16 protein-coding genes are annotated in these 18,583 nt (G+C 65.9%); 14 read left to right on the top strand and 2 right to left on the bottom strand.

Annotated features, from left to right (window positions below; translation table 11 throughout):
• Positions 1-3 precede the first annotated feature (3 nt).
• From kdpB to BJI69_RS07755, 8 genes are all read left to right on the top strand, one after another.
• Entirely contained in the window at positions 4-2,082 is a 2,079-nt protein-coding gene (gene kdpB, locus BJI69_RS07725; RefSeq protein WP_046969185.1) for a potassium-transporting ATPase subunit KdpB, read from the top strand.
• 13 nt (positions 2,083-2,095) lie between these two features.
• Positions 2,096-2,302: a hypothetical protein gene (locus BJI69_RS07730; protein ID WP_046969186.1), complete on the top strand. Its 207-nt coding sequence runs from the start codon at positions 2,096-2,098 to the stop codon at positions 2,300-2,302.
• A gap of 76 nt (positions 2,303-2,378) precedes the next feature.
• Complete coding sequence (locus BJI69_RS07735) at positions 2,379-3,797, top strand: outer membrane beta-barrel protein (RefSeq protein ID WP_046969187.1); 1,419 nt, start codon at positions 2,379-2,381, stop codon at positions 3,795-3,797.
• A 9-nt stretch (positions 3,798-3,806) separates the two neighbouring features.
• A complete protein-coding gene (locus BJI69_RS22840) occupies positions 3,807-3,971 on the top strand; it encodes a hypothetical protein (RefSeq protein ID WP_244890714.1) in 165 nt (54 codons plus the stop codon).
• Positions 3,932-4,381, top strand: coding sequence for a potassium-transporting ATPase subunit KdpC (kdpC, locus tag BJI69_RS07740; RefSeq protein WP_244890718.1), 450 nt, complete (start codon positions 3,932-3,934; stop codon positions 4,379-4,381). The genes BJI69_RS22840 and kdpC overlap by 40 nt, the downstream gene beginning before the upstream one ends.
• Before the next feature lie 159 nt (positions 4,382-4,540).
• The gene (locus BJI69_RS07745) at positions 4,541-7,201 is read left to right on the top strand and encodes a sensor histidine kinase (RefSeq protein WP_046969189.1); all 2,661 of its coding nucleotides are present in this window, start codon (positions 4,541-4,543) and stop codon (positions 7,199-7,201) included.
• On the top strand, positions 7,198-7,896 hold the full coding sequence (locus BJI69_RS07750; RefSeq protein ID WP_046969190.1) for a response regulator: 699 nt from the start codon (positions 7,198-7,200) through the stop codon (positions 7,894-7,896). The genes BJI69_RS07745 and BJI69_RS07750 overlap by 4 nt, the downstream gene beginning before the upstream one ends.
• A 276-nt stretch (positions 7,897-8,172) precedes the next feature.
• The gene (locus BJI69_RS07755) at positions 8,173-8,565 is read left to right on the top strand and encodes a hypothetical protein (RefSeq protein WP_046969191.1); all 393 of its coding nucleotides are present in this window, start codon (positions 8,173-8,175) and stop codon (positions 8,563-8,565) included.
• Between the two features lie 86 nt (positions 8,566-8,651).
• Here BJI69_RS07755 and BJI69_RS07760 read toward each other — a convergent pair whose 3' ends face one another.
• Positions 8,652-9,446, bottom strand: a complete 795-nt coding sequence (locus BJI69_RS07760; protein ID WP_046969192.1) for an AraC family transcriptional regulator — start codon at positions 9,444-9,446, stop codon at positions 8,652-8,654.
• A 143-nt stretch (positions 9,447-9,589) separates the two neighbouring features.
• On the opposite strand from BJI69_RS07760, the gene BJI69_RS07765 reads away from it, so the two are divergent.
• The 5 genes from BJI69_RS07765 (at position 9,590) to BJI69_RS07785 (ending at position 14,627) form a co-directional block, all read left to right on the top strand.
• Positions 9,590-9,832: a hypothetical protein gene (locus tag BJI69_RS07765; protein WP_046969193.1), complete on the top strand. Its 243-nt coding sequence runs from the start codon at positions 9,590-9,592 to the stop codon at positions 9,830-9,832.
• A gap of 78 nt (positions 9,833-9,910) precedes the next feature.
• Positions 9,911-10,369 (top strand): MarR family winged helix-turn-helix transcriptional regulator, encoded by a 459-nt coding sequence (locus tag BJI69_RS07770; protein ID WP_046969194.1) that lies wholly within the window; start codon positions 9,911-9,913, stop codon positions 10,367-10,369.
• A 23-nt stretch (positions 10,370-10,392) separates the two neighbouring features.
• Positions 10,393-11,853, top strand: a complete 1,461-nt coding sequence (locus tag BJI69_RS07775; protein WP_046969195.1) for an efflux transporter outer membrane subunit — start codon at positions 10,393-10,395, stop codon at positions 11,851-11,853.
• 23 nt (positions 11,854-11,876) lie between these two features.
• A complete protein-coding gene (locus tag BJI69_RS07780; RefSeq protein ID WP_046969196.1) occupies positions 11,877-13,088 on the top strand; it encodes an HlyD/EmrA/EmrK family protein in 1,212 nt (403 codons plus the stop codon).
• A 12-nt stretch (positions 13,089-13,100) separates the two neighbouring features.
• Positions 13,101-14,627, top strand: coding sequence for a DHA2 family efflux MFS transporter permease subunit (locus tag BJI69_RS07785; protein WP_046969197.1), 1,527 nt, complete (start codon positions 13,101-13,103; stop codon positions 14,625-14,627).
• Positions 14,628-14,740: 113 nt separating this feature from the next.
• On the opposite strand, the gene BJI69_RS07790 is transcribed toward BJI69_RS07785, so the two are convergent.
• Positions 14,741-15,274 carry an acyloxyacyl hydrolase gene (locus tag BJI69_RS07790; protein WP_046969198.1) on the bottom strand — a complete coding sequence of 178 codons (534 nt, stop codon included), beginning with the start codon at positions 15,272-15,274 and terminating at the stop codon, positions 14,741-14,743.
• A 222-nt stretch (positions 15,275-15,496) separates the two neighbouring features.
• On the opposite strand from BJI69_RS07790, the gene BJI69_RS07795 reads away from it, so the two are divergent.
• Positions 15,497-18,487: an EAL domain-containing protein gene (locus tag BJI69_RS07795; RefSeq protein ID WP_078023096.1), complete on the top strand. Its 2,991-nt coding sequence runs from the start codon at positions 15,497-15,499 to the stop codon at positions 18,485-18,487.
• Positions 18,488-18,583: the final 96 nt, after the last annotated feature.

Consider the following 18,583-nt stretch of genomic DNA (forward strand, 5'->3'; position numbering starts at 1 on the left):
TCCATGACTTCCCAAGCCCATACCCCGCGCGGTTTCGATCGCGCGCTGGTGACTCGCGCCCTCGTCGACGCGTTCCGCAAGCTCTCGCCGCGCCTGCAGTTCCGCAATCCGGTGATGTTCGTGGTCTTCGTGTGCAGCGTGGCGACCACGCTGCTCTGGGTGCAGGCCCTCACCGGCCACGCCGAAGCACCGACCGCGTTCATCTTCTGGGTCAGCCTCTGGCTGTGGTTCACCCTGCTGTTCGCCAACTTCGCCGAAGCACTGGCGGAGGGGCGCGGCAAGGCCCAGGCCGATGCGCTGCGCGGTTCCCGTCGTGACGTGATGGCGAAGAAGCTCGCCTCGGCCGATCGCCACGCACCCATCGTGTTCACGCCGTCCAGCGAGCTTCGCCTGGGCCACCATGTGCTCGTCGAAGCCGGCGAGATCGTCCCGGGCGACGGCGAGATCGTGGTGGGCGCCGCCAGCGTGGACGAGAGTGCCATCACCGGCGAATCCGCGCCGGTGATCCGTGAATCCGGCGGCGACCGCAGCGCGGTCACCGGTGGCACCCGCGTGCTCTCAGACTGGATCGTGGTGCGTATCAGCAGCAACCCGGGCGAGAGCTTCCTCGATCGCATGATCTCGATGGTCGAAGGCGCCTCACGGCGCAAGACGCCGAACGAGATCGCGCTGACGATCCTGCTGGCCAAGTTCACCCTGATCTTCCTGCTGGCCTGCGCGACCCTGCTGCCCTACTCGATCTACAGCGTGCAAGCGGCGGGTGCGGGTGAGCCGATCAGCCTGACCGTGCTCATCGCCCTGCTAGTCTGCCTGATCCCGACCACGATCGGCGCCTTGCTCTCGGCTATCGGCATCGCCGGCATGGATCGCATGATCCGCGCCAACGTGATCGCCACCTCCGGCCGTGCGGTCGAAGCCGCCGGCGACGTGGACGTGCTCCTGCTCGACAAGACCGGCACGATCACGCTGGGCAACCGCCAGGCCGTGGCCTTCTATCCGGCCCCGGGCATCGAGGAACGCGAACTGGCCGAAGCCGCCGAGCTGGCTTCGCGCGCCGACGAAACGCCGGAGGGTCGCAGTATCGTCACCCTGGCGGCGAAGTACGTCAGCGTCAGCCTGGCTGAGCGCCGCCACGACGATCGTCGCGCCGAGTTCGTGCCGTTCACCGCGCAGACCCGCATGAGCGGCGTGGATGTCGGCACCCGCCACATCCGCAAGGGCGCGATGGATGCCGTCGAGCGCTACCTCGACGGGCAGGACAGCCACCTGCCGCCCCTGGTCCGTCGCATGGCCGAAGATGTCGCCCGTCGTGGTGCCACGCCGCTGATCGTGGTCGACGGCTCGCTGACCCTGGGCGTGGTCGAGCTCAAGGACATCGTCAAGGACGGGATCAAGGAGCGCTTCGCCGAGATGCGCAAGATGGGCATCCGCACCATCATGATCACCGGCGACAACCCGCTCACCGCGGCGGCGATCGCCGCCGAGGCCGGTGTCGACGACTTCCTCGCCGAGGCCACGCCGGAAGCCAAGCTCAAGCTCATCCGCGACATGCAGGCCGAGAACCGCCTGGTCGCGATGTGCGGCGACGGCACCAACGACGCGCCTGCGCTGGCCCAGGCCGACGTCGCCGTGGCGATGAACAGTGGCACGCAGGCGGCGAAAGAAGCCGGCAACATGGTCGACCTGGATTCCAACCCGACCAAGCTGATCGAGGTCGTCGGCATCGGCAAACAGATGCTGATCACCCGCGGCGCGCTCACTACGTTCTCCATCGCCAACGACATCGCCAAGTACTTCGCGATCATCCCGGCGGCGTTCGCCACGACGTATCCGGCGCTCAACGCGCTCAACGTGATGCACCTGGCCACGCCGCGCAGCGCGATCCTGTCGGCGGTGATCTTCAACGCGCTGATCATCATCTGCCTCATTCCGCTCGCGCTGAAGGGCGTGGCTTATCGCGCGCTTGGTGCCGGCGCGCTGCTGCGACGCAACCTGCTCGTCTACGGGCTCGGCGGCATCGTCGTGCCCTTCATCGGCATCAAGTTGATCGACATGTTGCTGGTCCTCTTCGGACTGGCCTGACCGAGGTCGCCCCATGCATTCCGTGAAGCTCACCGTTTTCATCGAAGACCACGCCGACCTGGACATGGAAGTCCGCGTCGTCGCCGCGGATCACGACGTCGCCGTTGCGGGCGCGCCGGTCGCACAGGTCGCTCCGGTCGCTGTCATCAAGCCGCGCATCGTTCCGGTGCCACCGCCCAACGACGACGAGTACACGCTCGGCGGTTACGCCGGTATCTGAAACACCCGGTTCTGAAACATTCGAATCATTCCATCCCACCGATAAAGGGGTCCCGAAAGGGATCGGTAAAAACGCCATGCGTACCACTCGTTATGCTCTCCTCGCCGCTATCTGCGCACTCGCGCCTGTCACCAAGGCCATGGCCTCGGGCAGTGACGATTGCTCCAAGGGTTTTGCTTCCCGTTTCGCCGCGGCCTACCGCGAAGACGCCCAGCCTGCCGATCCGAACGCTGAGGCGCCGGCACGCCGCGGCATGGCCTCGCCGTTCTCGTCACCGCCGTTCCCCTCGGCGGAATGGCAGCTAGGCGGTGTCGCTTACCCGATCGGTGTGCCGAACCTGAACTCGCAGTACCCGCTCGAAAAGGCACTCGCCTGCAACAGCGTGGGTAAGTGGATGAAGGACAACCGCATCGAGGTCTACGGCTGGTTGAATGCCTCGGCGAACATCAGCACCTCGTCGCGCACGAACTATCCCGTGTCGTACGCCGTGCGCCCCAATCGCGTCGAGTTCAACCAGGCGCTGTTCCGCATCGAGCGCCTCGCCGACACCGTGCAGACCGATCACGTGGACTGGGGCTTCCACCTCGACAACCTCTACGGATACGACTACCACTTCACCACGGCGAAGGGTGTCTTCAGTAACCAGCTGCTCAACAATCCCAAGCCGAACGAGCCGCTCAACGGCAAGATCTACGGCTACGACCCGATGCTGTTCTACGGCGATATCTACCTGCCGCACGTGGCCGAGGGCATGGATATCCGTATCGGTCGCTGGCTGTCGTTGCCCGACATCGAAGCGCAGTTCTCGCCGAACAACTACCTGGTCACCCACTCGATCCTCTACACCGTGGATCCGTACACACAGATGGGCGTGATGACGACGACGCGCCTCAACCAGCAGTGGACGGTGCAGGTAGGTATCAATGGCGGCAACGACACCGCCGTGTGGAACCATTCGGCGCGCCCGACCTTGCAGGCCTGCGTGCGCTACGTGTCGTCCGATAACAACGACATGCTCTATCCCTGCGTGAACAGCTTCAACAATTCCGATTACAACTACAACAACGTGCAGATGTACGTCACCACCTGGGGCCATCGCTTCAGTGACAACGTGCACATGCTCACCGAGGCTTACTACATGTACGGCCGCAATATCCCAGGCTATGGCGAGGATTTCGACCCGAAGGTTGCCGGCTCGTCGCCGTACCCGGGCAAGGCGGGTGAGTACGGCATCGTGAACTACTTCAACGTCGAGCTCGATCCCAAGAACATGATCTCATTCCGTAACGAGTTCTATAACGACCAGAAGGGCCAGCGCACCGGCTATCCGACGAAGTACACGAGCCACACGCTCGGCATGACGCATTGGGTGACCCAGGATCTCGAGATCCGCCCTGAAATCCGTTACGACCGGTCATACGACGTCAATGCCTACGACGGCGGCCGCAAGGATTACCAGGCCACCGCCATCGTCGACGCGATCTTGCACTACTGAGGAACACCCATGACCACCTTGCTGCGTAATGCCATCGTCCTGCTCCTGCTCATGACCGCGGTCACCGGCGTGGCCTACCCGGCGGTGGTCGGTGGGCTCTCGGCCCTGCTGTTCCCCATCAGGCGGCGGGAAGCCTGGTCGAACGTGACGGCAAGCCGGTCGGCTCCGCGCTGATCGGCCAGTCGTTCACGGCGCCCGGTTACTTCTGGAGCCGCCCGTCGGCGACGACGCCCACGCCGAACAACGGGGCAGCGTCCACGCCTTCGAATCTCGGACCGACCAATCCGGCGCTGGCCAAGGCGGCGAGCGATCGCATCGTCGCCTTGCGTGACGCCGATCCGGGCAACACGGCGGCCGTACCGGTGGACCTGGTGACGGCCTCGGGCAGCGGCCTGGATCCGGAGATCAGCCCGGCGGCGGCTGAGTACCAACTGGCCCGAGTGGCGCGGGCGCGTCGCCTCGACCCGGCCAAGCTTCGGGCGCTGGTGGCAGCGAATACCGACGGGCGTCAGTTGGGTGTGCTGGGGGAGCCGCGGGTGAATGTGTTGAAGCTCAACCTTGCCGTCGATGAGGCGGCGCGGTAACCATCGATCGTTGTCGCGGACCCATCGCCGCTGAAGCGGCTCCCACAAGAGCATCGCCGCTGCTGTTCCTTGTGGGAGCCGATTCATCGGCGATAACCAGATCGCCTCACCCCATCCATTACCCTTGCACCATGCAGCCCCACCTCCCCGGCCACCCCCATGACTGACGACCGCGATGCCCGAGCCAACGCGCTGCTCAGTACGGCCAGCGACGAAGACGGCCAGCGGCTGAAGGTCTTCCTCGGCGCCGCACCCGGCGTCGGCAAGACCTACGCGATGCTTTCCGCGGCACGGGATCTCAAACGTCAGGGTATCGACGTCGTCGTCGGCCTGGTCGAAACCCATGGCCGCTCCGACACGGTCGCCCTGGTCGAGGGCCTGGAAGTGCTGCCGACCCGGCCCGTGCGCTACGCCGGCCGGGACTTCCGCGAGTTCGACCTGGAGGCTGCCTTGCTGCGCCGACCGGCCGTGCTGCTGGTCGACGAACTCGCGCATACCAACCTGCCCGGTGGCCGTCACACGCGTCGCTGGCAGGACATCGCCGAGCTGCTCGATGCGGGCATCGAGGTGTATACGGCGCTCAACGTGCAGCATCTGGAGAGCCTCAACGACCAGATCCGCCGGATCACCGGGGTGGCCGTACGCGAGACCGTCCCCGACGCCTTCCTCGACCGTGCGCGTGACATCGTGCTGGTCGACCTGCCGCCCCGCGAACTGATCGGCCGGCTCAAGCAGGGCAAGGTGTACGTGCCGGAAACCGCCGCGGTCGCGCTCGACAAGTATTTCTCGCCGACCAATCTTGCCGCCCTGCGCGAACTCGCGGTCGAAACCGTGGCCGCGCACGTCGACAGCGACCTGCGCGAGATCATGCTCGCCCGCGGCGATGCGATGCCGGTACGTCGTCGTTGCATGGCGGCCATCGATGGCCAGGGCCAGAGCGAGTACCTCGTGCGCATCACGCGACGTATCGCGGAACGACGAGGGTCGCCATGGAGCGTGGTCTTCGTCGATCGCGGTGGCCTCGATGCCGACCGGCGCGAACGCGTGGATGCCGCCATGCGCCTGGCCCGTCGCCTCGGTGGCGAGGGTGTGATCCTTCGCGGTCACGCCGTGGCCGACGAACTGCTTACCTGGGCGGATCGCGAAGGCGTGGGCCAGATCATCGTCGGCCGCACGCGCGAGCGGCCGATCGCGCGGCGCCTGGGCTTCTCGCTCACCCAGCAGCTGCTGCGTCGCGGCGCCCACCTCGAACTGACCATCGTCGCCACACCGGCCGAGCGCGCACGTGCGCGTCGCCGCCTGCGTTTCAAGGACGGCCACGGATCGCGCCGCGAGTACGCCTTCGCCACCGGCGCGACCGCCATCGCGATGGCGCTGTCCTTCGTTGCCGACCGTTTCCTGTCGGTGGCCAACCTCTCGTTGATTTTCCTCACTGCCGTGCTCGTCGTTGCGGTGCGCACGCGCATGGCCGTCGCGGTCTATACGGCGCTGCTATGCTTCTTCGGCTACAACTTCTTCTTCGCCCCACCGCGTTACACGCTGGCGATCGCCAATGCCGACGACGTGCTGGCGGTGGTGCTGTTCCTTGTCGTCGCCCTGGTCTGCAGCCGGTTGGCGACACGGCTGGCCGGACAGGTCACGTCGCTGCGTGCGGCCCAGGTGCGCGCCCGCGCCCTGGTCGCACTGGGCCAGCAACTGGCGACCAGCGCCGACGCAGACAGCATTCGCAAGGCCGGCGCCTCTGCGCTGGCCCGGGCGCTGTCGATCGAGATCGCGATGCTTGCGCGCGATGCCAACGGTCACTTCAAGGTCATGAATTCGGTGCCCGATGCGTTCGCCTTGTCCACCCAGGACCTCGCTGCCGCCGAATGGTGCGAAAGCCACGCCGAGCCCGCCGGCCGCTACACCGATACCCTGCACGCGGCCTCGTGCTGGATGCTGCCACTCGGCGCCGAACACCAGCGCGCGGGCGTCGTCGCCCTGCGTTTTCCGCTCAGCGCGCGTGAGCCCGATGCCGACCGGCGCAGCCTCGCGCTGGCGATGGTGCAGGACATCGGCCAGGCGCTCGACCGCGCGCGGCTCGCCCACGAACTGGAAGGCGCGCGCGTGCAGGGCGAGACCGAACGCCTGCGTAGCGCCCTCCTCTCGTCCGTCTCGCACGATCTCCGTTCGCCACTGGCCTCGATGATCGGCTCGGCCGGCACCCTGCTCAGCTACGACGCGCAGCTGCCCGCGAACGAGCGGCACGAACTGCTCCAGGCGATCCTCGGCGAGGGCCAGCGCCTGGACCGCTACATCCAGAACCTGCTCGACATGACCCGGCTCGGCCATGGCACCTTGCAGCTCCATCGCGACTGGGTCGACGCCGGCGAGATCGTGGCCGCCGCCGTATCGCGCATGCGCAAGCTCTTTCCCGACGTGCGGATCGACGTGCACCTGCCGACGGATACCGTGCTCCTGCACGTGCATCCGGCGCTCATCGAGCAGGCCCTGTTCAACATCCTCGAGAACGCCGGCCGCTTCACGCCGCCCGAGGAACCGATCCGGGTCACGGTCCGCTCCGAAGCAGGCCGGCTGCTCGTCGACGTGGCCGATCGGGGTCCGGGTATCCCGGAAGACGAGCGGGCGCGGATCTTCGACATGTTCTATTCGGTAACGCGCGGCGATCGCGGTGGCAAAGGCACGGGCCTCGGCCTGGCCATCTGCCGCGGCATGATCGGTGCGCATGGCGGCAGCGTGGAGGCCTTGCCCCACGTGGGCGGAGGCACGACCATTCGGGTCTCGCTGCCGCTGTCGCCGCCCCCCGAATCCAACGCATGAACCCCACCGCTCCACGAGTCCTGGTCATCGATGACGAAGCGCAGATCCGCCGCTTCCTCGATATCGGCCTGCGCGCCGAGGGCTACCAGGTGCTGCTCGCCGCCAACGGAGAGGAAGGCCTTGGGCTCGCCGCGACGCAGTCGCCCGATGTCGTCGTGCTCGACATCGGCCTGCCGGACATGGAAGGCCACGATGTGCTGCGCGAGATCCGCATGTGGAGTGAAGTGCCCGTGCTGATGCTTTCCGTGCGCGATTCGGAGAGCGAGAAAGTCCGCGCGCTCGATCACGGCGCCAATGATTACGTGACCAAGCCCTTCGGCATCCAGGAGCTGATGGCACGTCTGCGTGTGCTGCTGCGCCAGGGCGCCAAGGGCGGTCAGGCCGATGCGCCGGTACGCTACGACGACGGTAGCCTCGTCATCGATCTTGCGCGGCGCGAAGTGCTGCTCGACGGCGCGCCGATCGCGCTCACGCGCAAGGAGTTCGCCGTGCTGTCGCTGCTCGTCCGCCACCCAGGTCGCGTCGTCAGCCAGCAACAGATCCTCCGCGAAGTCTGGGGTGCCACGCACACCCAGGACACGCATTACCTGCGCATCGTCATGGGCAAGCTCCGTCTCAAGTTGGGCGACGATCCCTCGACGCCGCGCTGGCTGAAAACCGAACCCGGCGTCGGCTACCGCTTCCCCGCCACCTGACCAAATTCGACACCCGCCCCCTGTAGGAGCCGATTCATCGGCGAACGGGTGCTCGCAGAAACGGCACCTAATCAGGGTGGGAGCCGATTTATCGGCGAAAGGGTGCTCGCAAAAACGGCAGGCCTGAAAGCGCCAGAACACGGGACATCACTCTCGAGCTCGCCCAACTGTGACGCACCCCTCATCCCGCGAAACGCGCCCGCTTTTTCAGACTATTCTGATTCCTCCGCCACGATGAACCCATGACCTTCCGCCCCTCTCACCAAGGAGCGCGTCATGACACCATCCCGAACCCACGCCACCCTTCAGCGTCTTGCTGCGGCTGCCAGCCTGTTCTCCGGACTCGTCACCGCAACACCGGCGTTGAGCGCGTCACCCGTGTGCAGCAACGAACATTTCCGGACCGGCGAACTCACCCTGCCGAGTTACGACGAAGCCATGGCCGAATGCGTGGCGCAGGAGTCCGCTCTGACCCATCCGGAACGGGGTGCGTTTGCGCCCTTGCGTTCGTGCCACGACACCGGCGCGCAAGGGAGTCACGGCCCATGGCGGCATGGCCGCATCGCGGTCGATGTTCTCGAGCGAAGCAGCGGCGACCGTTACACCTTCGAGGGACTGTGGATGTGCAAGCCAGTGGCGGAGGCAACGGCAAGCACCCATCGCCGCTGAAGCGGCTCCCACAAGAGCCGACTTGTATCGAGCGCCTCCTGTGGGAGCCGCTTCAGCGGCGATCCCGGCAGCGGGCCAGTTCGCGGCTAAGCCTCGCTAGCCTGCCGCGCCAGATACCGCCCCGGTGAATCGCCAAACGCTCGCCGGAACATCGCCACAAACGCGCTCGGCGTCGCATATCCGAGCGCATCGGAGACCACCGAGACAGGCTCGCCATGAGCCAGCCGTTCCAGCCCACGCGCCAGCCGAGCCTGCTGTCGCCACTGCGCCACGCTGCACTGGGTCTCCTGGCGAAACAGGCGCGTGAGCGTGCGTGAGGACATGCCTGCCCAGCTCGCCCAGTCGTCGATGCCACGGGTGTCGTGCGGGTTCTCGTACATGGCCATGGCGACGCGGCGAAGACGGCGATCGATCGGCATCGGCAGGTGCAGCGATTCCACCGGGGCACGGCGCAGTTCGTCGAGCAGCACGGCGAACAGGCGTTCGCGTTCGGGCTCGACCGTCACGGCGTCGGCCGGCCAGGTGGCGGCCCGTTTGACGATGGCGCGGAACAGGTCATTGACCCCGACCACGCAGGGGCGGTCGGGCAGGACCGACGCGGCGCAGGGTGCGATGAACACGCCCCAGGCGTGGCTCGGGCCCGCAATGCTCACGGTATGCATCATCCCCGGCGGCATCCAGCCGGCGCGATGCGGCGGCAGCAGGTAGGAGCCATGCTCCGTACGTGTGATGAAAAGCCCTTGTTCCACATAGAAAAACTGGCCGCGCACATGGCTGTGCCAGTCCGTTTCACGCAGGGGAATTTCGCCGCGCGCCTCGTAGGCAATCAGGGGCGGACCGTCGGCGCTTTCCAGCAATCGGTGAAGGGTTTCGTCGTGCATTTTGGCCCGATCTCGACATAAGTTGGCCGACTAACGATATCAGGCCGATTGCTTCCATGACTATCATTTGCAACCCCAAGCAACTGTCCTGCGCCCGGCATCCGCCGACGACCGGCGCCCGTGACCCTGAAGCGGAGATCCCTATGATCCGTCTCGTCACCACCGATTTAACCGAATTCAGCGAAGGTCAGGAGGCGGGCGACGCCTTGGTCACCTTTGTCGCCTGCGCCCACGCCATGCTCGATCCCACCACCCCTGAGGAGCAGGTCCGCCGCCTGGAACCCCGCCTGCTGGCTCAATTGCCGACCCTGAAGGCGCTGGGTGTCTTCGATCTTTTCGAGGTGCGCGACCCCGCCTTGGCGGCCCTGCTGGCCGACGAAGGATGAATATCCGAGAAACCTGAAATATCCGGCGGACACATATTTGCCTTGACAACTATATTTCGGGCAATAGAATGCGTGTCCATGAACAATCCCACATGCCCTTCGTACGACGGCCGCGACTCCCTGGGTGCCCTCATCGGCATGGTGCGCGGTGAAATCGTCCGTGCGATCGAGTCCGATCTCGCCGCACTGGGCGTCGACCTGAAGTTCACCCAGTTCCATGTCCTCAAGCGCCTGGCCACCCACGGCGCCATGACGGCCACGGAGCTGGCCCGGGCGGTGGATCTGGACGGCGGCGCCATGACCCGCCAGCTCGACCAGCTCGAGGCCAAGGGCTATTTGCGGCGCAAGCAGCACGAGCAGGACCGTCGAGCCCTGCGTATCGAGCTGACCGAAGCTGGCGAGGCGCTCTGGAAGCATCTGCACGAAAGCAACATCGCGACGCTCGAGCGGGCCCAGAAGGGCCTCACCGGGACGGAACGCGATCAGTTGCACGATTACCTGGAGCGCGTGCTCAACGCGCTCCGCGACAAAGACTGAACTAAACGTCCGAGGCAATACGCATGCGTCTGCACACACTCGTGGCGGCCGTCGGGGCCGCGTTGATTCTTTCCGGCTGTGTCACCAGCCGTGGACTGGATCCGCAGGGTCAGCTCACCGACCCGACCACTCTCCACGCCGACCGTACCCTGGCCAAGGTGGCCGTTTCGCCGGCCGGCTGGCCGTCGGCCGACTGGTGGACGGGGCTCGGCGACAGCCAGCTCACCTCGCTGATCGAGGAGGCCCTGAAGGACAACCCGGATCTGGCCACCGCCGATGCGCGCGTGCGTCAGGCCCAGGCGCAGGCCAGTGGCGCCGACGCCGCACGCGATCCGACGTTCAACGTCGGTGCCGGCGCCGCGGGCGCGCACCTGCCGGGTTCGTTGCTGCCGTCGCCGCCGGGTAACCACTTCTCGTGGACCAAGTTCGGCTACGGCAACTTCAGCTGGGACCTGGACCTGTGGGGCGGCAAGCGTGCCGCGTGGGAAGCGGCCCTCGGCAGCCAGCGCGCCACGGAAATCGATGCTCGCGCCGCGCGCATCGAGATCTCGACCAACGTCGCCCGTGCCTACGTGCAGCTCGGCTACGCGTTCACCCAGATGGACGTGGCCAAGGCCGAACTGGATCGCAGCAAGGCCTCGCAGACGCTGACCGTGCAGCGTGTCGCCGCCGGTGTCGACAACCAGACGCAGGTGAAGCAGGCCGATAGCGAAGTCGCCTCGGCCGAGCGCGAGATCGCCGTTTCCGCGCGCGCCATCGACACCGCGCGTATCCAGCTCAGCATGCTCCTGGGCAAGGGTCCGGACCGCGGCATGGACATCACCCGTCCCGCCGCGCTGGCGCCGTCCGCCGTGGCCATCCCGGCGAACCTGCCCGCCGACCTGATCGGCCATCGTGCCGACCTGGTCGCCGCGCGCTGGCGCGTCGAGGCGGCATCGAAGGACATCGTCGCGGCGAAAACGGAGTTCCTGCCCAACGTCTCGCTGGGCATCCTCGCCGCCCAGGCCGCGGGTGGTTCGGACAACCTGTTCTCGTCGCGTGCGCGCTTCTGGCAGGTGTTGCCGGCGGTGAGCCTGCCGATCTTCGATGGCGGTCGTCTTCGCGCGAACCTGTCGGGCAAGGATGCCGAGTACGACCTCGCTGTCGCGCAGTACAACAAGACGCTGGTCGGCGCGCTCAACGACGTGGCCGACGACCTCTCGGGCCTCGACTCGCTCGGCACGCAGATCCAGGCGCAGCAGCGCGCACAGGATGCGGCGCAGCAGGCGTACGACCTCTCGCAGCTTCGCTACAAGGCCGGTGTCGGCAGCTACCTGGAATCGCTCGTGGTGCGCCAGCAGCTGCTCGAAGCCCAGCAGCGCATGGCGTCGCTGAAGGCGCAGCAGGTCGACACGTCCGTCCAACTCATTCAGGCGCTCGGCGGTGGTTTCCGCCCCGAGGCCGACGACCAGCCCGTCGTCGCCGCCACGCCCGCCACTCATTAAAAATCGTACCGAGGCCGCTTCCGATGTCACAAGAATCCATTGCCCCATCCGGCGCCGTCGTTGCGCCGCCACCGAAGAGCCGTCGCGGCTTCTTCCTCAAGCTCCTGGTTGCCGTCATCGTGCTCGCCGCGATCGGCTGGACGGTCTGGTACTTCGTGGACGGTCGCTGGGAAGAAGACACCGATGACGCCTACGTCAACGGCAACGTCGTGCAGATCACCCCGCAGATCGCCGGTACGGTAACCTCGATCGGCGCCGATGACGGCGACCTCGTCCACCAGGGCGATGTGCTGGTCAAGCTCGATCCGAGCGACGCCGAAGTCGCGCTGGAAAGCGCCCGCGCCAACCTCGCCAACACGGTGCGCAAGGTGCGCGGCCTGTACAACAACGTGACCTCGTCGCAGGCCGACGTGGCCGTTCGCCAGACTGCGGTGGATCGTGCGCGTCAGGACTATAACCGTCGTCGCGATCTCGCCAAGTCCGGTGCGATCTCCGCCGAAGAACTGTCGCATGCCGCCGATACGCTGACCTCGGCCGAGAGCAGCCTGTCGTCGGCGAAGCAGGCCTACAGCAGCAACAAGGTGCTGGTCGACGACACCGTCGTCGCCTCGCATCCGGACGTCCGCGCCGCGGCCGCCAAGCTGCGCTCTGCCTATCTCGACGATGTTCGCGCCACGCTCGTCGCGCCGGTGGACGGTTATGTCGCCAAGCGCACCGTGCAGGTTGGCCAGCGCGTGCAGCCGGGTGCCGCCTTGATGGCCGTCGTGCCGCTCCACGAAGTGTGGATCGACGCGAACTTCAAGGAAACCCAGATGAACAAGATGCGCATCGGCCAGCCGGTCGAGGTGACTGCGGACGTGTACGGCGGCAAGACCGTCTACAAGGCGAAGATCCGCAGCCTCGGTATCGGTAGCGGCAGCGCGTTCTCGATCCTGCCGGCGCAGAACGCCACGGGCAACTGGATCAAGATCGTCCAGCGCGTGCCGGTCCGCGTGGTCTTCACCGACCCGAAGCAGCTCGAAGAGAAGCCGTTGCGCCTGGGCCTTTCGACCAAGGTCACGGTGAACCTGCACGACCAGAGCGGCCCGCTGCTCTCGACGCAGGCGCCGACCAAGGCCGAGTTCTCCACGCCGATCTACGACAAGCAGCTTGCCGACGCCGACACGGATATCGCGCGCGTCATCCACGAGAACGCATCGGCGGGTGAAGGCGAGCAGCAGAAAGCTCCGAAGTAAGGAGACGGTCTCATGAGCACCGAATTTCGACCGCCAAACCTGGCGTTGTCCACGATCGGCCTATCCCTTGCGACGTTCATGCAGGTGCTCGACACGACGATCGCCAACGTATCGTTGCCGACCATCGCGGGCAACCTGGGTGTCAGCTCCAACCAGAGCACGTGGGTGATCACCTCGTTCGCGGTCAGCAACGCCATCGCGCTGCCGCTGACCGGCTTCCTGACGCGCCGCTTCGGTGAAACGAAGCTGTTCGTCATGGCGACGCTGCTGTTCTCGATGGCCTCGTTCCTGTGCGGTATCGCGCAGAGCATGACCATGCTCATCATCTTCCGCGCCATCCAGGGCGCGGTGGCGGGCCCGATGTATCCGATCACGCAGAGCCTGCTGATCTCGATCTATCCACCCGCCAAACGAGGTATGGCCCTGGCGCTTCTGGCGATGGTCACCGTCGTCGCGCCCATCGCGGGCCCGATCCTCGGTGGCTGGATCACGGACAACTACACCTGGCCGTGGATCTTCTTCATCAACGTGCCGATCGGCATCTTCGCCAGCTTCGTCGTGGCGAACCAGATGAAGGGACGTCCGGAAGTCACCGAGAAGCCCAAGGTGGATTACGTGGGCCTGATCACGCTGATCATCGGTGTGGGTGCGCTGCAGGTCGTGCTCGACAAGGGCAACGACGAGGACTGGTTCTCGTCGCCCTTCATCATCGTCACCGCGATCATCGCTGCCGTCGGCCTGGCCGTGTTCCTGATCTGGGAACTCACGGACAAGGACCCGATCGTGAACCTGAAGCTGTTCCGGCATCGCAACTTCGCGATGGGCACGCTATGTCTCGTGCTCGCCTACGCGGCGTTCTTCGCGATCGGCCTGCTGGTGCCGCAGTGGTTGCAACGCAACGTCGGGTACACGTCGACCTGGGCCGGTCTCGCCGCGGCACCGTTGGGCATCATCCCGGTGATACTCACGCCCTTCGTCGGTCGCTATGCGCATAAGTTCGACTTGCGTGTGCTGGCGTCGGGAGCGTTCCTGGTGATGGGCGCGACGTGCTTCATGCGCTCGGAGTTCTATCTCGACATCGACTTCTACAGTGTCGCGATGGTGCAGCTGATCCAGGGCCTGGGCGTGGCGTTGTTCTTCATGCCGATCCTCAGCATCCTGCTATCGGACCTGCAGCCCCGAGAGATCGCGTCGGGCTCCGGCCTCGCCACCTTCCTGCGTACGCTGGGTGGCAGTTTCGCGGCGTCGCTGACCACGTTCCTGTGGGACCGGCGGGCGGTGGTCCATCACGAACGGCTGACCGAGACGATCACGCCATTCGATCCGACGGCACAGCAGGCACTGACGACGATCGGTCACGGCGATTCGCAATACGCGACCTCGGCGCTGAACGCGATGATCACCAACCAGGGCTACCAGATCTCGTTCAACGAGGTCTTCCACCTGCTCGGTTATGTGTTCATCGGCCTGGTCTTCATCGTCTGGCTCGCAAAGCCACCGTTCGCCGCCAAGGCCGGTCCAGCCGCGTCAGGCCACTAAGCCCGGCAAGCCAACGCGGACCTGCTGGACATGTGGGAGCCGTTTCAGCGGCGATGCTCTTCAAAAAAAAGCCCGGCCTCGTGCCGGGCTTTTCAACATCCAGAACACAAGGATCAGAGATTGAAGCCGATACCCACCAGCGCCATCGTCTCGCCGCGGTTCGGCTCCTTGAAGCTGCCGTTCGAGATGTGGCGGATCTGGAAGCTCACGTTCTTCATCTGCCAGCCCAGCGTGCTGACGAACTGGTAGCTGCTGGAGAGCGCCTGCGTGTGACCGCCCGCGGTGCCAGCGACCTGGAAGCTGAAGAAGAGCGGCTGGTACCAGTCGCTGTCGGTGCCGTAGTGGAAGCGGGCGCCGGCGGCGCCGAGCCACACGTTGTTGGTGACGCCAGGCTGCGAAAATTCGTAGCGCTGGATGTTGCGGCCATTGATGTAACCGACCGAGACATCCGGCGACCAGGTGAAGCGGCTCTGGCCGATCTGGTACGGGTTGAAGACGGATTCGATGAAGAACACGTTGGTGCCGTGCGTATCCATGTAGCTGCGCCCGCCCTGGATTTCCAGGTGCGTATCGGCGACGGCGGGGAGGGCGACGGCGGAGAGCGAAAGCGCGGCGACAAGGCCGAGGGCGAAGGGGGACGAACGCATGGGGGAGCGGTCCTTGTGGTGGGACGTTTTGTTTATGAACCGGATCGTTCGGTAATGGGTGTTGAATGAACGTGAATCAACGAGGGTACTTAAGAATATTCGTGCCGATATTGCACCCTCCTTTCGTCTGAGCACGCCCGTGAAAACCCGGGGGTCAAGACGCCGGGCCGCCTGCCGTTAAAGACGTACAGGGTCCCGCCGCCGTTCGGTCGGCGGAACGGTATGGGTGTTGGGGCGCAAGGGGGCGTGACGGTGGAAGGCGCGATGGACAAGGGCGCGGCAAAGCTGCGCACCCGGCGTATCCGTCTGACCACCTGGGGCGTCTCGCTCGGCCTTACCGTGGGCCTCGTCACCCTGGTCGCGATCCTGCAGGTCGACGCCTATGGGGGCATGCTGGCCAATGGACGCCGCCAGCTCGCCGGGTCGGCCGGTGGCACGGTGCGCATGGTCGACCAGGACATCGATGCCAGCCTGGGGCCACTGGTCGCGCTGCGTAACGCGGTCACCGGTGCCGACCCGGGTCCCTTGCACATGAGCCTGGCCGAAGTGCAGGCCCGTCACCCCGAATTGCCGACGTTTGTCGCGCTGGATGCCGAAGGCGGCGTGCTCGCCTGCACCAGCGTGCCCCTGATGAACTGGCGTGAGAGCCTCGCGGCCCCTCGGCACGACGCGCTGGGCGCAAGCGTGGGCGTCGTCGTCGCCGACGCCCAGGATGGGATGCCCCCGACCATCCGTATCCTGGTCGATTCGCGCGTGGCGAAGCCGGCCGCGTTTGGCACGCTGATCGATGAGGCGCGGGTACGCGACGGCATGAGCCATTCGATGATGGGCGGCAGTGCGGACATGGCCGTGTTTTCGCTGGATGGCCGGCGCTTCGCGGGTAATCACGATGACCTGGCGGCCTCCTGGCGTGGACCCGTGCCGACGCCGGGGGCGAACGGTCAGTACGCCGACGACCTGCGGATCTACGCATGGGCCGCGTCGGCGCGTTATCCCTTCGCCGTGCAGGTAAGTCTCGAGCGCGCCGGCATCTTCGACGAATGGCTCCACCAGGCGCGCTCGTCGATGCTGGCGACACTCGCCCTGGTCCTCCTGCTCAATGCCTTCGCCGCGGTCTTCGATCGCGCCTACCGCCGACAGAGTCACCTCCTGGATGCCCTCTCACGCAGCACGCGCCATCTGGGCGACGTGCAACGCACGGGGCACATCGGCTTGTGGGAAGCGGACCTGAGTTCACGCGCCATCGCCTGGTCCGGGCAGGTGCACGAGATTACCGGCCTGCCGCCGGAGCGCGTGGACGGGCGGCAGGGTACGTATTTCAAGCTCGTCCATCCCGACGACCAGCCCGCGTTGGTGGCATGGCTGGAGCTCTTCGCCAAGGGCGATGGTCCCTACGAATTCGAGCACCGCCTGTGTCGCCCCGATGGCCGGGAGGTGCAGGTCAACCTGCGCGCCGCGCGCATCACCAACGAGGAGGGTAAACCCATCCTCGCCGGGACCATCAGCGAGATAACCGCGCTGCACGACGCGCGTCGCCGTCTCCGCGACACCGACCGCGATCTCGCCGCAAGCGAAGCCGCTTACCACCAGCTGATGACGCGCATGCCCTTGCCCGTGATCATCGTCCGCAACGACCGGATCGAGTACGCCAACCTGCTTGCCGAAGAGCGCCTCGGGCAGGACGGGGCGACGCTGGTCGGTCGCCACGCGGCGGAATTCATGGATGCCGACGCGCTCGAGGCGATGCGTGGCGGCGCACCGGAAGGCAGCAGCGTCACCGGCTGGCTGAACCCCGAGGACGGCATGCCCTTCGAGGCCGAACTGGCGTTGTCGGACTACCGCGACTCGCGTGGGCGCGGCACGCTGGCGATCGTCCGCGACGTGACGCAGCAGCGACGCTACGAAGAACGACTGAACCACCAGGCGACGCACGACGAGCTCACCGGCCTGCCCAACCGTCGCGCGCTCCGCGAGAAGCTCGAGCACCTCGTCCGTCAATCGCAACGCGATGGCTCGGGTGTCATGGTGCTCTTCATCGACCTGGACCATTTCAAATTCATCAACGATGCGCTCGGCCACGCCCTGGGCGACCAGGTGCTCCGCGACGTGACACTCAAACTGGGCGATGTCCTCGACGGGCTCGGACATATCGGTCGCTTCGGCGGCGATGAGTTCGTCGCGATGCTGCCGTTCACCTGTTCGCCGGCGCGTGCGCTCGACGTGCTGCCGCGCATCCAGCGTGCCATCGAGGAACCACTGGAAGTGGGCGGGACGATGCAGCGCCTGAAATGCAGCATCGGTGTCGCCTTCGCTACGCGCGACGGATCCGATGCCGATACCCTCATTCGCAATGCCGATACGGCGATGTACGACGCCAAGCGCTCGGGGCGTCACACGTGGAAGCGCTTCTCCGCCGACATGCATGCCACCGCCATGGCCCGCCTGACCGTCCTGTCGCGGCTGTCCGGGGCCAATCTCGATAACGAGCTGGCGCTCGCCTGGCAAACGCAGCACGCCGGCGACGATGGCCGGGTCATTGGTGTGGAAGCGCTGTTGCGCTGGCCGTCCGCACCAGGCGATCTGGGGACGCCCGACAAGCTGGTGCCCCTGCTCGAAGAGACCGGTGCCATCGTGCAGATCGGCCAGTGGGTGTTGCGTGAGGCATGCCGGCAACAACGGCGCATCGCTGCCATGCTCGGGCCCGACTGCCGGGTGGCCGTGAATATTTCAGCGCAGCAGCTGGTGCACGTCGACCTCGTCGCCGAAGTACGCCAGGCGCTGGCAGAGACCGGTGCCAGCGCGTCGTCGCTGGAGCTGGAGCTGACCGAAAGCGCCTTCATGCACGAACCGGCGCGCGCTATTCGCACCCTGCACGAACTGCGCGCCATGGGCGTAAGCATCGCGCTGGACGACTTTGGCACGGGCTACTCGAACCTGACCTACCTGTCCCGGCTGCCACTGGACAAGATCAAGATCGACCGGCATTTCACTCGTGCGCTGCTGGAGGACGATGTGGACGCCTCGATCTGTCGATCGATCGTTTTCCTTGCCCGTAGCCTCAACCTGGAAGTGGTTGCCGAAGGTGTCGAGACGGATCGCCAGCGTCGCTGGCTGCTCGACGAGGAATGCACGTCGATGCAGGGTTTCTTCTTCTCGCGACCCGTATGGCTCGAGGAGCTGGGTCAGGTCGCGCACGAGCTTCGCCAGACCTGACCTGGGCCTGCCGGGCCTGTGAGGGCCATCAGGTCGTTTCCCCGGGCGCGCCAATGTGTTCTCCCTACGGCGATTTATCCGCGGTCCCGCACGACC

Source organism: Luteibacter rhizovicinus DSM 16549, from assembly GCF_001887595.1.
GTDB classification, from domain to species: Bacteria; Pseudomonadota; Gammaproteobacteria; order Xanthomonadales; family Rhodanobacteraceae; genus Luteibacter; species Luteibacter rhizovicinus.